General features: G+C 64.0%; 16 protein-coding genes, 2 tRNA genes and 1 pseudogene. 9 read left to right on the forward strand and 10 right to left on the reverse strand.

Features of this window, described 5'->3' with window-relative positions:
• Nucleotides 1-291 precede the first annotated feature (291 nt).
• From J1M87_RS19195 to J1M87_RS19205, 3 genes and pseudogenes are all read right to left on the reverse strand, one after another.
• On the reverse strand, nucleotides 292-1,278 hold the full coding sequence (locus J1M87_RS19195; RefSeq protein ID WP_206491156.1) for an alcohol dehydrogenase catalytic domain-containing protein: 987 nt from the start codon (nucleotides 1,276-1,278) through the stop codon (nucleotides 292-294).
• Between the two features lie 204 nt (nucleotides 1,279-1,482).
• Nucleotides 1,483-1,741, reverse strand: a pseudogene (locus J1M87_RS28755) (ATP-binding protein); the annotation flags it as partial.
• A 576-nt stretch (nucleotides 1,742-2,317) separates the two neighbouring features.
• The gene (locus J1M87_RS19205) at nucleotides 2,318-3,721 is read right to left on the reverse strand and encodes a cell wall metabolism sensor histidine kinase WalK (RefSeq protein WP_206491157.1); all 1,404 of its coding nucleotides are present in this window, start codon (nucleotides 3,719-3,721) and stop codon (nucleotides 2,318-2,320) included.
• An 83-nt stretch (nucleotides 3,722-3,804) separates the two neighbouring features.
• On the opposite strand from J1M87_RS19205, the gene J1M87_RS19210 reads away from it, so the two are divergent.
• The 4 genes from J1M87_RS19210 (at nucleotide 3,805) to J1M87_RS19225 (ending at nucleotide 7,269) form a co-directional block, all read left to right on the forward strand.
• Complete coding sequence (locus J1M87_RS19210) at nucleotides 3,805-4,617, forward strand: hypothetical protein (protein ID WP_206491158.1); 813 nt, start codon at nucleotides 3,805-3,807, stop codon at nucleotides 4,615-4,617.
• A 291-nt stretch (nucleotides 4,618-4,908) separates the two neighbouring features.
• Nucleotides 4,909-5,241: a hypothetical protein gene (locus J1M87_RS19215; RefSeq protein WP_206491159.1), complete on the forward strand. Its 333-nt coding sequence runs from the start codon at nucleotides 4,909-4,911 to the stop codon at nucleotides 5,239-5,241.
• A gap of 250 nt (nucleotides 5,242-5,491) precedes the next feature.
• On the forward strand, nucleotides 5,492-5,884 hold the full coding sequence (locus tag J1M87_RS19220) for a hypothetical protein (RefSeq protein WP_206491160.1): 393 nt from the start codon (nucleotides 5,492-5,494) through the stop codon (nucleotides 5,882-5,884).
• A gap of 164 nt (nucleotides 5,885-6,048) precedes the next feature.
• Nucleotides 6,049-7,269 (forward strand): phosphodiester glycosidase family protein, encoded by a 1,221-nt coding sequence (locus J1M87_RS19225; protein WP_206491161.1) that lies wholly within the window; start codon nucleotides 6,049-6,051, stop codon nucleotides 7,267-7,269.
• 110 nt (nucleotides 7,270-7,379) lie between these two features.
• Here J1M87_RS19225 and J1M87_RS19230 read toward each other — a convergent pair whose 3' ends face one another.
• Nucleotides 7,380-8,060 (reverse strand): response regulator transcription factor, encoded by a 681-nt coding sequence (locus tag J1M87_RS19230; RefSeq protein ID WP_206491162.1) that lies wholly within the window; start codon nucleotides 8,058-8,060, stop codon nucleotides 7,380-7,382.
• 103 nt (nucleotides 8,061-8,163) lie between these two features.
• Here J1M87_RS19230 and J1M87_RS19235 point away from each other — a divergent pair, with 103 nt between their 5' ends.
• The 3 genes from J1M87_RS19235 (at nucleotide 8,164) to J1M87_RS19245 (ending at nucleotide 10,920) form a co-directional block, all read left to right on the forward strand.
• The gene (locus J1M87_RS19235) at nucleotides 8,164-8,985 is read left to right on the forward strand and encodes a phosphatase PAP2 family protein (RefSeq protein WP_206491163.1); all 822 of its coding nucleotides are present in this window, start codon (nucleotides 8,164-8,166) and stop codon (nucleotides 8,983-8,985) included.
• Nucleotides 8,982-9,662, forward strand: coding sequence for a DedA family protein (locus tag J1M87_RS19240; protein ID WP_206491164.1), 681 nt, complete (start codon nucleotides 8,982-8,984; stop codon nucleotides 9,660-9,662). The genes J1M87_RS19235 and J1M87_RS19240 overlap by 4 nt, the downstream gene beginning before the upstream one ends.
• A 193-nt stretch (nucleotides 9,663-9,855) precedes the next feature.
• Nucleotides 9,856-10,920 (forward strand): hypothetical protein, encoded by a 1,065-nt coding sequence (locus J1M87_RS19245; protein WP_206491165.1) that lies wholly within the window; start codon nucleotides 9,856-9,858, stop codon nucleotides 10,918-10,920.
• A 185-nt stretch (nucleotides 10,921-11,105) separates the two neighbouring features.
• On the opposite strand, the gene J1M87_RS19250 is transcribed toward J1M87_RS19245, so the two are convergent.
• From J1M87_RS19250 to J1M87_RS19265, 4 genes are all read right to left on the reverse strand, one after another.
• Nucleotides 11,106-11,375: a hypothetical protein gene (locus J1M87_RS19250; protein ID WP_206491166.1), complete on the reverse strand. Its 270-nt coding sequence runs from the start codon at nucleotides 11,373-11,375 to the stop codon at nucleotides 11,106-11,108.
• 198 nt (nucleotides 11,376-11,573) lie between these two features.
• Nucleotides 11,574-11,646, reverse strand: a tRNA-Arg gene (locus tag J1M87_RS19255).
• A 55-nt stretch (nucleotides 11,647-11,701) separates the two neighbouring features.
• Nucleotides 11,702-11,791 (reverse strand) — tRNA-Ser (locus J1M87_RS19260).
• A gap of 123 nt (nucleotides 11,792-11,914) precedes the next feature.
• Nucleotides 11,915-12,679 carry a dienelactone hydrolase family protein gene (locus tag J1M87_RS19265; RefSeq protein ID WP_206491167.1) on the reverse strand — a complete coding sequence of 255 codons (765 nt, stop codon included), beginning with the start codon at nucleotides 12,677-12,679 and terminating at the stop codon, nucleotides 11,915-11,917.
• A 94-nt stretch (nucleotides 12,680-12,773) separates the two neighbouring features.
• Here J1M87_RS19265 and hisC point away from each other — a divergent pair, with 94 nt between their 5' ends.
• Nucleotides 12,774-13,829 (forward strand): histidinol-phosphate transaminase, encoded by a 1,056-nt coding sequence (gene hisC / locus J1M87_RS19270; protein WP_206491168.1) that lies wholly within the window; start codon nucleotides 12,774-12,776, stop codon nucleotides 13,827-13,829.
• Here the strand turns inward: hisC and J1M87_RS19275 are convergent.
• Both J1M87_RS19275 and J1M87_RS19280 read right to left on the reverse strand, forming a co-directional pair.
• Nucleotides 13,818-14,864, reverse strand: a complete 1,047-nt coding sequence (locus tag J1M87_RS19275) for an alpha/beta hydrolase family protein (RefSeq protein WP_206491169.1) — start codon at nucleotides 14,862-14,864, stop codon at nucleotides 13,818-13,820. The two genes, hisC and J1M87_RS19275, sit on opposite strands and share 12 nt — an antisense overlap.
• Nucleotides 14,865-15,179: 315 nt before the next feature.
• The gene (locus J1M87_RS19280) at nucleotides 15,180-15,383 is read right to left on the reverse strand and encodes a DUF3072 domain-containing protein (RefSeq protein ID WP_206491170.1); all 204 of its coding nucleotides are present in this window, start codon (nucleotides 15,381-15,383) and stop codon (nucleotides 15,180-15,182) included.
• Nucleotides 15,384-15,653: 270 nt separating this feature from the next.
• Here J1M87_RS19280 and J1M87_RS19285 point away from each other — a divergent pair, with 270 nt between their 5' ends.
• Nucleotides 15,654-15,917: an excalibur calcium-binding domain-containing protein gene (locus J1M87_RS19285; protein ID WP_307830862.1), complete on the forward strand. Its 264-nt coding sequence runs from the start codon at nucleotides 15,654-15,656 to the stop codon at nucleotides 15,915-15,917.
• The last annotated feature ends 67 nt before the right edge of the window (nucleotides 15,918-15,984 follow it).

A 15,984-nucleotide genomic window follows, 5' to 3' on the forward strand; every position in this document is an offset into this window, starting at 1 on the left:
CTGCACAGGCGTTGCTGTGGGCCGTTGTTTCGGTGACTCGAACTCAGGACGGTGCGTCTCCGGTTTGGTCGTGGGTCGCTACTTGTTTGTTTGCTGCGGCCGCAATCCTGACCGGGATCAGTACATTTCGCAGCAGAAGCGACAACGAGCACGGGCCCATGAATCCATAGCGAAAGTCGAAGCTGCGTCGCGGATCTGCCGTGCGGGGCCCATCCGGTCGACGAGCGGTACCGCGGGCACCCGTCACGACATCGATACCTGCGAAGCCCGGTGGACGTACCTCCGCGAGGACTAACCAAGGCCCGGGTGAATCAACACCACCCCAGCAGATCGACCGAGAGTGTCCAATGCACTCTGCGCATCGGCGAGCGGTATACGGGTTGCGATCATCGTCTCGATGTCGTCTACAGGCAGCGTACGCAGCAGTACTGAATACTCGTGAGCGGCAAGACCGTGACTGCCCAGGACATCGAGTTCTTTGCCGATCACCGCGTCCATCGAGATGTGAGCGCCGTCGGGGAGCAAGCCGATCTGCACATGCCGACCCCTGCGGCGCAACATCGAAAGAGCGGCATCGGCCAGTACCGGGTGACCGGAGCACTCCAAAGCGACATCCATGCCCTCGACCGCCTCGCCGGACGTTTTGGTTGCGCCCAGCCGCACCTCAATCTCCAGTGCCGCCGGTGATGCGTCGACGGCTGTGACCTCAGCGCCGGCATGAGAGGCGATGATCACTGCAGACAACCCCAGCCCGCCGCATCCGTAGACCGCGACGCGCTCACCCGCCACCACCCGCGCTCGCCGGTGGACCGCACGCCACGCCGTCGCATACCGGCAGCCGAGCGTGGCCGCTACATCGAAGGACACCTCGTCAGGAAGCTCCACCAAGTTCGTGTCGGCGTGGCGAATCGCGACGAACTCCGCGTAGGACCCGTCGTGGGTGAAGCCGGGCTGTTCCTGGTTCGGGCACACCTGATGATCACCGGACGCGCATGTCGAGCAGCGTCCGCATGCGCAGACGAACGGCGCGGTGACACGGCGACCGACCCACGAGCTACTCACCTCGGAACCAACGGAGACGACGGTGCCGGCGAACTCGTGACCAGGGACCAACGGTAGCCGCACCCCGCTGTCATGCCCCTGCCACGCGTGCCAATCGCTCCGACAGACGCCAGTCGCGGCTACCTCCACCACAGCACCGTCCGGTGCCGGGTCCGGGCGGGGAACGTCTCGAACAGTGCCGGGACGTCCGAACTCCTCGATCACCATTGCGCGCATCAGACAGGTGTACCAGGAGCGAGCATTCTTCCGGGAACTCGGCTGCACAGTGCGGCACGTCGGTCGAGTCGAACTCGCTTTCGCCGGGACAGCAGCTGCTACTTTGTTCCGGGTTCAGATGCACGGCAGTTGCAGCGCTGGCGTGTCGCTTGCCAGGGTAATGGGACCACCTGACTGCCAGAGGCTAGGGGCCACCGTGGCGCGTTATTGAGGATGCTCGTTGTCGTTGGTGGCGTCAACTGTTCCGGGTCGGGTGCGTTGGCGGTAGGACGGTCCTTCGATGACGAGGGTGTGTGCGGTTGGAGGTCAGTCGATCGATCGCGGACTGTGCGAGCAGGGTGTCGGCGGTCATGGTCAGCCACTCCGCCGGTTTCCGGTTCGAGATGACGATAGTGGTCCTCTTTCGGTGGCGTTCGACGATGAGTTCGTAGAAGTCGCTGGTTTCTGTGGCTGTCACCCTGCGGGACGTGCTCCCACGATGGGATCGGTGGGGCCTCACGGCCGAGTAGTCGAGCTTTTTGCGCGCCACCGCCGCAGCACCGAGCCCGGTCCACAGCACCGCGACCGGAGGAAGAGGAGCGGGGAACGGCCGCCACAGCACGTTGACCGAGACCATCAGAATCGCAGACGCTCCCGCCCCGATGAGCAACGCTGCCGGTAAACGCCGACACCACCAGCGACGCCCCCGCCCAGCGGCTAGCGCCAGCAACCCAACCACTCCTACTCCCAGCAGCACAGCGCCGACCGTTCCGGACAGCAGTTGCACGTCGATTACCGACATGACGCCCTTTCGACAATGATTCGGGGTCCCCGTCGTCCGTCCGGCGCTCGGGACCGGAACAGCTCGATGAGGGTTGGTATGGATCGCGACGGTGCCGAACCGGCGGATGGCTCGGGCGGTCTCCCGGTGCGTCGACGAGAGTCGGAGCCATTCTGCGGACCCGATCTGTGTAGGGCTGGTCCGCACGGGTCCTTTCGCTGTGTACCCTACTGGCCGCCGACCTGCTGCTGCTGGTAGTCGGGATTTTCGATGGTGCCCTCACGGCTGCAGATCGATCGATGGGCTGGGTGAACGCGTGGGAATCCTGATCTCGAAGCGTGCTCCCCCGAGCGGGGACCGAGAAACAGTGACCGAGCCTGCGTGGGCGGCGGCGGTGCCGGCCACGATCGCCAGTCCGAGTCCGGCACCACCTTCGTCGCGTGTCCGGGAGGCATCGAGACGGACGAACCGGTCGAACACGCGTTCATGCTCTTGTTCGGGAATCCCCGGGCCGTCGTCGTCGACCACGATCACAGCAGATCCACCGGACTGGTGGCAGGACAGTTCGATTCGGGTTTCGGCGTGCCGGATGGCATTGTCGACGACGTTGCGCACCATCCTCGCCAACGCGGGCTGATCTCCGGTTATTCGGACCGCAACGATCGACGTTCCGACGGTCAGGTCCGTGACCGCTTCGATCCGTTTGCCCTCCGCGTACAGCACGTCGTCGAGATCGACGTCGACCGCACCGAGCGGGGTCTGCTTTTCGTCCGAGCGAGCAAGCAGGAGAAGGTCTTCGATCAGCCGGCGCATTCGACGAGCTTCGGGCAGCAACGCTTCGTCGATCAGTGATGCGTCGATCAGTTCCGGCCTCGATGCGGCGAGTTCGAGAGCGGTAGTGATGGTCGACAGCGGGCTCCGAAGCTCGTGCGAGGCGTCGCTGACGAATCGTTGTTGCGCCCGTTGTCCGGCCTGGAGACGCTCGAGCATTCGATTCATCGTCAGCGCGAGGCGAGCGATCTCGTCGCGTGACTGCGGGACCGGGATTCGTTCTCCCAGTTCACTGTTCGAGATCGAGGCGACGCGGGTGCGGATGCGTTCGACAGGGCTCAACGCTGCTCCGACGAGCCGGTATGTCGCCAACGCCACAAGAGCGACCACGACCGGACCGACGATGCCCAGCAGGACCGCGACGGTGGATACGACTTTTTCCACCGGCTCGCGGTCGGCACCGACCAGTACTGTCACCGGTCCGTCTGCGGTCACTGCACCGCGTGCTGTGACCCAGAAGTCGCCGGTGTCGCCTCGGTCGATGCGTCCGAGATCCTGCGTGGTCGAGGGCGCAACCGCGGTCGTGGACAGCGCACGTCCGCCGTCGGCCCGCGAGGACGCTTTCACCGCCCCGGCCGAGTCGATGACCTGCAGTATGCCGATCTGGCCATCGGTTGCCAACAACGACTCGTCGATCTGCGCGGGAAGATCGGTCTCGAGTTGCTCGCTGACCTGCACTGCCCGGGCGGTCGCGGCCGTTCGGGCGGAGGATTCGAGTGAGCTGTAGAGAACACCGACCAACGCGCCACCCGCCGCGATCAGGCACACGGCAAGGACCACGGTCGAGGCCACCGCGGATCGCACACGCACCGTCCACGATCGTGGACGCACACTATCGACGAAAGCGCTCATCCCGCCAGTCTCCTACCTGACTGCCTCACAGTGGCTCTCGTCTTCAGCATCTCTTCAGGAACGCTCTGTCAGAGTCCACGACCATGACCATGACCACGACCACCACGCGCATATTGGCAAGCAAAGTCCCCGAAGTAACACTCTTCTTCTGGATCATCAAGATCCTCGGTACCACCGTCGGAGAGACAGCCGCCGATGCACTCAATGTCGATCTCGGGTTCGGCCTGACCGGAACCACCATCGTCGTCGGCATAGTCCTGGCCGCAGCCCTGATCTACCAGTTCACGCTGCGCCGGTACGTACCGTGGGTCTACTGGCTGGTGGTCATCCTGATCAGCATCGCCGGCACGTTGATCACCGACAATCTCACCGACAACTTCGGTGTGCCCCTGGCCATCAGCACCGGGTTCTTCGCTGCCGGCCTGATCCTGACGTTCGCGGCGTGGTACATCAGCGAGGGAACACTCTCGATCCACAGCATCAGAACCCGCCGCCGTGAAGGGTTCTACTGGCTGGCGATCCTGTTCACCTTCGCGTTGGGCACCGCCGCGGGCGATCTGGTCGCCGAGCAGATCGCATTGGGATACCTGACATCGGCACTGGTGTTCGCGGCGATCATCGCTGTGGTCACCGTCGCGCACTACGGACTACGACTGAACGCCGTCCTCGCGTTCTGGATCGCCTACATCGTCACTCGCCCCCTCGGCGCGTCGATCGGCGACTATCTCACGCAAGACAAGACCGTGGGCGGCCTCGGACTGGGACCGACCGTCGTCACCGCGGTGTTCACCGCCGCCATCGTCGGATCGGTGGCCTATCTGAGCATCTCACGCGTCGATGTCCTCGACACCACCACCGACAGCTCCGAGACGACCAACGCCGCGCACAGAGAATGACACCGCACGACGAACGTCACCGAAACACCGGCCGGCGCGGAGCACCGCGCCATGGTCTAGTTACCCGCGAGAACCGCGGGGTGTGCGTGACCACTCACCGATAGTCCTGGCGCGTCCCACCGCACCGACGGCCCGGCACCGACTGTGCCGGGCCGTCGCACTGCTGCGTCCGGCGGAAGACCACCGGCCCGCAGGGCACCCGCTGCGTACGACCGTGGGCCTATCGACTGATACCAGGCACAGGCAGCAGTCGCTCCCGACCCACCGTGGCCGATCTCGAGACGAGGATCGATGACCGACACGGCAGACGCCGAACAAGCACGCGTGTTCATCACCATGTTGCACGCCGAGATCGCCGTGATCTCGGCGCGAATCGAAAGAGCCGAGAAGATGGCCCGGACGGCCTGGGAGGTCGGCCGAACATCTTCTCGCCGTTGGTATGCCGACGATGCACGAATCCAACGCACGATTCTCTACGAGCTCCATCGCCAACTCGATTCCCTGCACGCTCGCTTCCCGGGTGCACGAGTGTCGGAGGCACCGAGGTCACCGTCGACGCCGGAGAGCACCTCACCCCTGACATCGTCGGAGCCTCCACTCACTCACCGTGACCGAACACCGTGATCAGGGCCGCAACCGAGAAGTGCAGGACCATCGACCGATTCGACGGCTACCCCCACTCATCGGAGCCCCTGTAGCTCGCCGGTCGACAGCAGCTCCAGCTGTGTCCGACGATGTGCAGCGGCACTGCGCTGCGCCGCGCGATGTTGAACTCTCTCTCAGCTGTCCACAGGGATCCTTCAGGAGCAGTCGAGCATATTCGGTGTTGTACCGCACGCAATCAGATGTGCATCCGACAACCGAAGGAACCCTCGTGAACATCAAGAACAGGATCGTTGCGGTCGCCGCCGTCGTGCTGGCCGGAGCATCCATCGGCGGTGGCATCGCAGCCGCACAGACCCTCGAACAGCCGGCAGCCTCGAACAGCAGCGTCGTCGACACTCCCGAAGCGGGCGACACACCGGACGCACCGGGCGCAGCAGACGTACCCGAGGCCGGCGACACACCGGACGCACCGGGCGCAGCAGACGTACCCGAGGCCGGCGACACACCGGACGCACCGGGCGCAGCAGACGTACCCGAGGCCGGCGACACACCCGATGCACCGGGCTCGGTCGACAAGCAGGAGGCGGGCGATACACCCGATGCGCCGGGCTCGGTGGACCTGCCCGAGGCCGGTGATATCGCCGACGCCCCCGGACAGTAAGTTCCTCGCTTCACCCCGCAGTGCCCGTAGGCCTCCTTGGCCTACGGGCACTGCCCCTATTGCATCCCACTCCTGTTGTTTCCGAATGCTTTTCAGTGTTCCTTCAGTCTCGTTCGCGCATGATCGAGATGTACCGGATCACTTCTGGCAGGAGATACCCACTTATGCTCGCATCGACTCGCCCGACACCGCCGGACCACAGCGACGACCGACAGATTTCGCGCCGCGAGGTGAAGATCTGGAAGCTTCTCGCGGCGGCTGCACTCATCGTGCTCACCCTTGCCTCGATGTCCTACGTGCGAGCACTGCTGACCCCGGGATATGCGACCTGGAACGACAAGACATCATCGTGGATCCGCGACCATGGGGGTGCCCCCGTCCTCAACGCCTACGAGAACTGGCGCTACGCGAGTCCACCATCGGACACCCCACCCGATCTGTCCGGATTCGCCTCGGCCACAGCCATTCCCGGTGGCACCCCGGCATCGTTCGCCACTCTCCCCGTTCTTCCAACGGTCACCGGATCGCCGGCTCCGACCTGGACACCCGGGCGCACGGGAGCCGATGGAACTCCCGTCGCGTACATTTCGCATTACCAGCCGGACCCGGCCCATCGCAGCGCGGTGGCCGGAGTAGCGATCGTCTCCGGTTCCGCGACGGTCGCCCACCTCGTCGACGGCACGAGCCAACCCCGCACCGACGGCAACGCCGCTGCATCGGTACCCGGTTCCGAGGTACCGAATCTGGTGGCTGCGTTCAATTCCGGGTGGAAGATGAAAGATATTGCGGGCGGGTACTTCTCGAACGGTGTGGCACGGCAGGACCTGCAGAACGGCCAGGCCTCGGCAGTCGTCGACGACTCGGGGCACCTGAGTGTCATCGACTGGACCAGCGGCGCGGCGGTGGACCCGCACATCGTGGCGGTGCGACAGAATTTGCCGTTGATCGTCGATCACGGTTCGATCGCGCCGGGGCTGCACTCGAACGCCGACAGTCGGTGGGGTAGTGCGAAGAATCAACTGCAATACACCGAGCGGTCTGCGCTGGGGACCACCGCGAACGGCGACCTCGTGTATGTGGCAGCCTCGAAAGTCGACCTCTCCACTCTCTCGCAGACGCTCGTCGATGCCGGGGCTGTGACCGGGATGGAGCTCGACATTCACGGCGGACTGACCGAGTTCAACTCCTGGACAGTGGATTCCGCCGGAACTTTGACACCGGCGACGATATTGCCGGGCGTCCAGAACAGGCCCGACCGCTACCTGGCTCCGGATCAACGCGACTTCTTCTATCTCACTCTGGCGACACCGACGCCGAATCAGCAGTGGGCCGCAGCGGACACCGCATCGACGCAGCCGAGCGTGGTCGACGCCGAGGGCATCTAAGGACGCGCTCCGGCGCGCCCAACACGGTCCCTGCGGGTCAAAGAAGTGACCTCACGACAGACCGGGAGAACGCGAGCGGCCAGGGTGACGTTGCCGCAGAACGAGGATGCTCAGTCGGCCGCTGCAACGGCCAGACGGTACCCGACCCCGCGAATCGTCTCGATGCTCCTGCGCCCGAACGGCTGATCGACCTTCTTGCGGAGGTAGCCGATGTAGACCTCGACGATGTTCTCGTCCCCGTCGTAGTTGACGTCCCACACCGACCTCACGATTTCGGACTTGGTCACCACAGTGCCGCTGCGCCGCATCAGGAATTCGAGCACGCTGTACTCCCGCGGGGTGAGAGCCAATTCCACACCACCGCGACTGACACGATGACGCGCAGGATCCAAGTCCAGATCGCCGGCGGTGAGCACCGTGGGCCGTTCGGGAGCACCTCTTCTGACCAGTGCTCGCAGACGAGCGAGCAGCACCACGAACGAAAACGGCTTGACCAGATAGTCATCGGCACCGAGATCGAACGCATCGGCCAAATCGTATTCACCGTCCTTGGCCGAGAGCATCAGGATCGGCGTCCACACCTCCTGTGCCCTGAGGTCGCGCACGATGTCGTAGCCGTGTTTTCCCGGCAGCATGATATCGAGGACGAGGACGTCGAACTCCCCCGTGGCCGCGCTGTGGAACCCGTTGTCCCCGTCGTGTTCGACCTCGACGGTGAATCCTTCGGCCACCAGACCGCGTCGCACCATCTCCGCGAGGCGCACTTCGTCCTCGACCACCAATACCCGCATCGACAACTCCGTCCGTCTAGTGCGGCAAGTACAACAGACCCATGCCGAGACACCAGACTCGCTCTCAGCGGTTCTTCAGGAGCTCCCCAGCACACTGATCCCCGTGCTCCTTTCCTCATCGATCTCCGCTGTACATGCAACGGCCACCGAAGTGTTCACCGAAGCCGCCACCGCCGACGTCGAGATCGCGGGGCTCGTGATCGCAGTCGGCCTCGTCGCAGCCGGATTGATGCTCCGCATACGCCGCGACAGGGACGGCGCGACGGTCTTCGGCGCACTCGGCTACGCCTTCGCCGTTCTGGTGCTCGCCGTCGCAGTCCGAAGCAACGGCTGGCTGACCGGCGCCGATACCGCAGTCGCTCAATGGTTCGTCGATCACCGCAGTGCGACACTCGACCAACTCTCCATCGCCGTCACCACAGCCGGTGGCCCCGCAGAGACCGCCGCATTGGGCCTGGTCGTCGCAGTGGTTTTGGTGTGGAGAACGAAACGATACGGACCGGCACTGGTGCTGCTGGCGACCGTGGCCACGGCCTCGATCGCGTGCACGCTGTTGAAGCTGATCGTCGCACGTGGGCGGCCGCCGCAGTCGGTCCAGATGATGCTCGAAACTGATCCCTCGTTTCCGTCGGGGCACGTGACCGGCACCGCTTCCCTGCTGTTGATGCTCGCACTCATCGCCGGCACGCGGCGACCGAGGGCCGTACGAATGCTGCTCCTCGGGATCGCCATCGCCCTGGCCGTAGTCGTTGCGTGCACGCGGATGTACCTGGGAGTTCACTGGCTCACCGATGTCGGCGCCGGAGCACTCCTCGCGGCGTGCGCGGTCACCCTCGGCAGCTATGCACTGCATCGTCTCGACTCTCCCGGCGATGGCACTGATTCGACGCCACCTCGACTACTCATGAACAGGATCTCGCTATGACATCGGGACTGACAGGCGGCGTCCTCGACCCGGGTACCCTCGTCGCGACATTCGGATTGATCGGGCTGCTCGGTGCGTTGTTCGTCGAGACAGGTCTGCTGATCGGGTTCTTCCTCCCCGGCGATTCACTACTCTTCACCGCCGGAGTGCTTGTAGCGCAGGCCGATCCGTTCGTTCCGCTGTGGGTGATCTTGGTGTCCGCACCGATCGCAGCTGCGCTCGGTGACCAGTGCGGCTACATGATCGGTCGAGCCGCCGGGCCTGCTGTCTTCGACCGACCCGATGCCAAACGACTCGGCCCTGTCCAACTCGCACGCGCGCAATCGTTCTTCGACGCCTACGGTGCCCGCACGATCGTCCTCGCCCGCTTCGTCCCCGTCGTCCGGACACTCGCACCCGTCATGGCCGGGGCGTCGGGGATGAAATACCGAACCTTCCTCGTCTACAACATCATCGGGGCCCTCGCCTGGGGTGTCGGCGTACCGATTCTCGGCTACCTCCTCGGCGGAATCCCGTTCGTGCGCAACCACATCGAGGTCATCCTCATCACGGTCGTCGCACTCTCGATACTCCCCCTCGCCGTCAACTACCTGCGGTCTCGTTTCCGAGGACACGCACCGGCGAATCAGCACAAGCATCGGCCCGACCCGGACACGAGCGTGTCCTCCCCGCACTGAACAACAGTGGTCGAACAACACAAGCATCGAGACCCTGGGCGCATCGACGACTCGAGTCGATTCCACGGCATCGCAGCACCGACGTTCCGCAAAAGCCCACCGGTGCTCTTGTCATCGGACATGCTTGACTCGATCGCTGGCGATTCGTATCTGTGATCCCGATGCACCGGGAGTTCAGCCGTGTAAGGACGCCGTGTCGGGTAGGCAAGAGGAGAAGCAGATTTCGGGGTCGATGTCCGCGAGCACTCATCGGTGGCGTATCGCTCGACACCCCCACGCCGGTAGTGGCGTGGACGCCGTCGTCATCATCGCCGCCGCCACAATCCTCCTCATCCGATCGGCCCTTCAACTGCTGGGGTATCCGCGGGTCGGTAGCGGTCCACTGCACATCGCCCATCTGCTCTGGGGCGGCGTGGCCCTGACTGTCGCCGCGCTGACCGCGCTGTCGGTACTCGGCGACCGAACGCGACCGATCACCATCCTGCTCGCCGGAATCGGACTCGGACTGGGCCTCGACGAGATCGGCAAATTCGTCACCACCACCAACGACTACTTCTACAAACCAGCAGTGGCCATCATGTACGTCCTGCTCATCACCGTCGTCGCCACCTCCCGCCTCATACGTGATCTGGTGCCGCGGCGACCCCACGAGGACCTTGCCGCGGCGGCGTTCATCGCCGCGGACGGGGTCGTCCGCGGACTCGACGATCACCGCCGCGGCCAAGCCCTCGACTATCTCGCTCACGCGAGCGCGCACGAACAACGACAGGTCATCGAAATCACTGCACTGCTCGACAGCTGCACCGAGCGGGCACCGACGCGGTGGCGACGACGGTGGTCGACGATCGGGAACTGGCGCGTACTTCGCTACCTCGACCACAGCATATGGATTCGACTGTCCGCACTGGCCCTGCTGACGTACTCCGCATTCGGTCTGTCGTCGGCCAACATCCTCGGCACCGAACCCATCGACGACGTAACGCAATTCGCGCGCCTACTCGACGCGGCAGGGTCAGGTCTTGCGCTTGTTCTCGCGCTCCCCGCTCTCGTCTGGCGCACCGACCGCAGGTGGACTCTCGAAGCCGTGCGAATGTCGAGTATCACCACGCTCATATTGGTTCAGATCGTCGAATTCGCGCAGTCCCAATTCTCCGCACTCGCGGATCTACTGGTCGGACTGCTCACGTTGTCCTTGATCTCCAGGGCGATCGCGGTGCACGCCCGTCGCCGGAACGACCTCGTCCGTCACACGACCTGACGGAGTCGATGCTTCACACCAGTGCGCTGCGCGCCTGTTCGGTCCATCGGACATCCCGGCCTACCCGACCGCCGAGACGTCGAGACGTCGAGACGTCGAGACGTCGAGACGACCGTAGGCGCGCCCGATCGTCGCCACAGTCAGCGCAAACGACTACGCCGATGCCAGTTGCCTGATAGATATCATCAACGGTCGCCGCGCTCCCGTCCGTCGTGTTCGTCGTGTTCGTCGAGAATGTCGACGAGAGTGCGCAAAAGATCGTCGACGCGGTCATTGATGTCGTCGAACCGATCGTCGAGCTCGGCGAGGCGGATGTGTGCGTCGCGGCGGGCACGAATCCCGTGCTCGTAGTAGGCATTGTCCAGAACGAAGCCCGATCGACCTGGTTCTGCTCCTTGTAGAACAGCACTGTCGGGGTCGTTCGCCGTCCACAGGATGCAGAGTTTCTCTACCAAGATGCAACCGAGGACTGTGGCTGAACGCTCGACAGTCCCTCTCACACCATTGCTCTGAGTTCCACGACATCGGGTCCGACACCGTGAACTCAGCACACTCGCGCCGAACTCCGACCAACGCTGTCGAGCCGGGCTCAACTCCGATGTCATCGAAAAAGCCCCGAACCGCATCGCTGCAGCCCGGGGCTTCTTCTTCTGTGCGCCCGAAGGGATTCGAACCCCTAACCTCTTGATCCGTAGTCAAGTGCTCTATCCGTTGAGCTACGGGCGCATGTTCAGTTGTGCCGATTCCGAAGAATCTGCGTACCGACCCTTGCGGGTCAGCGTGGCGGAGGCGAGAGGATTTGAACCTCCGGACCCGGTGAAGGGTCAAGTCATTAGCAGTGACTCCCATTCGGCCGCTCTGGCACGCCTCCTAGGCTGCCGGCCCTCTCGGACCGCCGAGGAAAGAGATTACACACGGCAAAGGCCAGAAGGCAAAACGGCTGGTCGACGCTTCAGGTTCGCACGGCGTTCGCGTAAATGACGCTTGTTGCTCGTCAACGCATGAAGCTGTCGAACCAATCGAAGATCCGGGTCTGGGCATCGACCAATGCGGCCTCTGCGGGTTCGCTGTGGTCGCTGCTTCCTGGTTGCTCCCTGGGATGATCCGCTCGATGCTCCACACCGGAGTAGCTGACGACGTTCGTGGCCACTGAGGAGCGCGTGGCGGCGTCGCGAAGGGCCTCTATGTGATCCGGTGGGGTGTGCGGGTCATCCTCGCCGTAGAGACCGAGCCAGGGCGCCTGCAGTTTGGGCGCGGCATCGACGAGTGCGATCGCGTCGGAGTTGAGCGGTTCGACGATGCCCGCGGCGGCCACGCTGACCGCTGCCCCGACCGGACGGCTGGTGGCCACGATGAACGCTGCCGTTCCCGCATCGTCGAATCCGATGACTCCGACGCAATCGGGATAGACACCGCGCTGAACGAGCCAGTCGGAGGTGGCGTCGAAGTCCGCGAACAGGTCGTCACCGAAAACTTCTTTGTCGTCGCCGTGACCTCGATGGAACAAATTCGGGGCGACGGCAAGCCACCCTTCCAACGCGAGTGCGCGCAGCAGATCGAGCACTGACTCAGGGATCTCACGCGCCTCGTGGAGAACGACGATGCCGCCGCGCGGTGGGCCATCGGGTTCGACGGCTGTCAGCGGCACCTTCTCCGCCGGACGCGGCTCGTGAGCGGACGTGTCCACCACGTCGTCTGCGCCTACAAAGGGCGCAGAGGCGGAACGAAGGACTGCGGAGTCGCTGAAGATTCCCGACATACTTATCGAAGATAGGACGATCTTCGTAGTCGTGCACAGCAATATCACGGACGCGTAGAAGTCAACCCCGGTGCCCCAGCGCATAATGGCAATCGTGACCGCGCATATCCGACCCGACCTCGACGCCATTGCCGCCTACGTTCCCGGCCGCAACTTCCCAGGCGCGATCAAGCTGGCGAGCAACGAAACAACTCAGGGGCCGCTGCCCAGCGTGCGTGACGCCATCGCCGCGGCCGTCGGCGGCGTCAACCGTTACCCGGACATCCGCGCGACAGCGCTGGTCGAGTCGTTGGCCAAGAAGTTCGGCGTCGCGACCGAGAACGTCGCCGTAGGTAACGGTTCGGTTGCTTTGTGTCAGGAGGTCGTTCAGATCACCTGCGGCCCCGGCGACGAGGTCGTGTTCGCGTGGCGTTCGTTCGAGGCGTACCCGATCATCACCCGCGTAGCGGGCGCGACGCCCGTGCAGGTTCCGTTGACCGCGGATCACGTGCACGATCTCGACGCGATGTTGGCGGCCATCACCGACCGCACCCGTCTGATCTTCGTGTGCAACCCCAACAATCCGACGGGGACCGTCGTGCAGCGAGAAAAGCTCGAGGCGTTTCTCGACGCGGTGCCGTCGAACATTCTCGTCGTACTCGATGAGGCCTACTTCGAGTACACCCGCCCGGAGTCCTCCGGCAACCACACCGACGGTGTGGAACTGGCGCGCGGACGACGCAATGTGATCGTGCTGCGCACCTTCTCGAAGGCGTACGGCCTCGCCGGCTTGCGGGTGGGTTACGGGATCGGCGATCCCGATGTGGTCGCGGCACTGTCCAAGGTGCGTATCGCATTCGCCGTCAGCACGGTCGCCCAGCAGGCGGCGTTGGCGTCGTTGGAGGCTTCTGCCGAGCTCCTGGCCCGCACCGAGGCGCTCATCGTGGAACGAGACCGAGTGCGCGACGCTCTCGTGGCAGGCGGCTTCGACGTCGGCCCGTCGCAGTCCAACTTCGTGTGGCTTCCGTTGGCCGAGAGGTCAGGCGAGTTCGCCGCTCGCGCAGCCGAACGAGGCGTGTTGTTGCGCGCCTACGGAAACGACGGCGTGCGGGTCACCATCGGCGACCCGCACGAGAACGACGCATTTCTCGGGTGTGCTCTACAGGCCTAACGCGCGTTCGAGCGTCGGCCAGGATTCACGCAGATCGTCCTGCCAGTACCGCCAGCCATGAATGCCGTAGGGGCGGTAGACGACCGTAGCGGGGATATCCAGCGCGCGGAGCCGGGTATCGAACACGCTCATGCAGTACAGCGCCGCGGCCTCCAGCGGCCCGCCCTGAAGGGCACTTTCGACTCCAGTGCCACCGGGGCCGAGTTCGTACGGGCCGGGCAGTCCGGTACCGACGGAGATGTAGACGTCCTTGCCGCGGAGAGCTTCTGCGTTGGCTGAGGGATCGTGCTGAACCCAGCCGGGATCGGAGTTCTCACCCCACATGTTCGTGGCATTGCCGCCGTTCATCGCGACGGTGGCGCGCACGGCGTCCTTGAAATTGTTCTGCGAGTTGTCGTAGCAACCGCTCAGCCCGGCGACACCGGTGTACAGATCGGGGTGCCGGGTGATCAGGTCCATTGCGGCCTGGGCACCCATCGAGACGCCGCCGATGGCGTTGGTGCCGTTACCGGAGAAGCGCGCATCGATCAGCGGCGGCAGCTCCGAGGTCAGGAACGTCTCCCACTTGTTCACCCCGAGCACCGGATCCGGCACGTTCCAGTCGGTGTAGTAGCTGCTCGATCCACCGACCGGGAGTACGACGTTGACCTGCTTGTCCGCGAAGAAATCGACGATGTCGGTCTTCTGCGTCCAGGTACTTTCCTTGTAACCGGACTCCTTGCCTGCGCTCACACCGTCGAGCATGTACAGCGTCGGGCGAGACACGCCCTGCGCGGCCGGAAGGAGGACCTGTACCTGGATTTCGCGACCCATCGCAGGCGACTCCACCCACACCGCAGCGCGACGGTCGGTCAACATGTCGACACGATCGATGCGCGCGGTGGCGATCGGGAGGGACTGAGACTGCATACCGGGCACCGCGCCGCCACCATCGGCACTGCCGGTCCCAGGCAGCGGCTGCGCACCGGCCAGACCCGAACCGAGCAGAGAAACTGCCAGAGCAGTTCCCGCTACTGCCAACACACGACGGTGCATCTGCTTGCCCATCCTCCCCCAGCGCGACCCTTTCGGGCGCAACACAAACAACATCTGTTTCAAACGTACCCACCGACACGCGCGCACGGCGATGCTGTGGGTCCGCTCACAATAGCCGCGCGAGCGCAGGTACAAAAGCTTGCGTGATCCTTTGTTACATGTACCGAAAAAGTACCGATCTACCTGGTCCGATGCAGTGAGTGACACAAAGACGAGACGTCCACTCGATGTGACATTCAGTCACCGGAAACCAGACCTGAAATCGGCCGGTTCGGGGGTCGATGTCACATCGAGTGGACTCGCCGATCGACTCGATCAGCCGCGGCCGGTTTCGCCCTGCAGCTTGTCGATCATCTCCGACGCCTGCGCCTTACTGAGGCCCTCGGGAACGTCCTCACCTGCTTCTTGCGCGAGAGTGCCGAGGTAACTCTTCTGCGGTCCGGTCATCGGCTCGTCACCGGTGACCCAATCGTCGGGATCCTTCTCGGGGTTCTGGTTCACTTGCTCGTTTTCGCTCATATGTTCGTAAGTACGCCCGATGGCCGCTTTCCAAACACGTGCGAGTAGCAAATTTTCGGATCCGACCTCCCTCGAGACGTCGGTCACGCGAATGATCTTCATTGACAATTCAACGAATCCCCCAGGAAAATCCAACTCCCCCCCTCGAAATTGGAGTCCGATGAAGACACGGAACTTGCTGGCCAAAGTCGGCATCAGTGGCGCGATCGCAGCCGCTGCCCTCACTGTTGCCCCGGGCGTCGCCTCTGCCGACCCCATCACCGATTTCCTGTGCAGCGCTGGGTCGGCTCAGTTCTGCGTACTGCCTCCGCCGCCCCCTCCGGCTCCGCTGGCCGTGCCCGCTCCTGCACCACAGCCCCAAGGCCTGCACCACAGCCCCAAGGTGCCCCCGCTCCCGCCCCACGCCAAGGTGGTGCATTCGAATACAAAAATTGCGACGCGGCCCGCGCGGCCGGAGCAGCTCCGGTCTATCGCGGTGATTACGGCTACGGTCCGCACCTCGACCGCGACAACGACGGCATCGGCTGCGAATAGCGAACTCGCACTTGTGCAGGTAGATCACCTCGAAATACCTGCACAAGTGCGATCTCGACGGGCAGTT

Origin of the sequence: Rhodococcus sp. KRD162 (genome assembly GCF_017168335.1) — a bacterium.
Classification (GTDB): domain Bacteria; phylum Actinomycetota; class Actinomycetes; order Mycobacteriales; family Mycobacteriaceae; genus Rhodococcoides.

Coding starts and splice junctions, on each gene's coding strand:
- J1M87_RS19215 (WP_206491159.1), top strand. CDS start 4,909: ATGACCGACACGGCAGACGCCGAACAAGCACGCGTGTTCATCACCATG.
- J1M87_RS19275 (WP_206491169.1), bottom strand. CDS start 14,864: ATGCACCGTCGTGTGTTGGCAGTAGCGGGAACTGCTCTGGCAGTTTCT.
- J1M87_RS19205 (WP_206491157.1), bottom strand. CDS start 3,721: ATGAGCGCTTTCGTCGATAGTGTGCGTCCACGATCGTGGACGGTGCGT.
- J1M87_RS19210 (WP_206491158.1), top strand. CDS start 3,805: ATGACCATGACCACGACCACCACGCGCATATTGGCAAGCAAAGTCCCC.
- J1M87_RS19195 (WP_206491156.1), bottom strand. CDS start 1,278: ATGCGCGCAATGGTGATCGAGGAGTTCGGACGTCCCGGCACTGTTCGA.
- J1M87_RS19265 (WP_206491167.1), bottom strand. CDS start 12,679: ATGTCGGGAATCTTCAGCGACTCCGCAGTCCTTCGTTCCGCCTCTGCG.
- J1M87_RS19230 (WP_206491162.1), bottom strand. CDS start 8,060: ATGCGGGTATTGGTGGTCGAGGACGAAGTGCGCCTCGCGGAGATGGTG.
- J1M87_RS19280 (WP_206491170.1), bottom strand. CDS start 15,383: ATGAGCGAAAACGAGCAAGTGAACCAGAACCCCGAGAAGGATCCCGAC.
- J1M87_RS19225 (WP_206491161.1), top strand. CDS start 6,049: ATGCTCGCATCGACTCGCCCGACACCGCCGGACCACAGCGACGACCGA.
- J1M87_RS19240 (WP_206491164.1), top strand. CDS start 8,982: ATGACATCGGGACTGACAGGCGGCGTCCTCGACCCGGGTACCCTCGTC.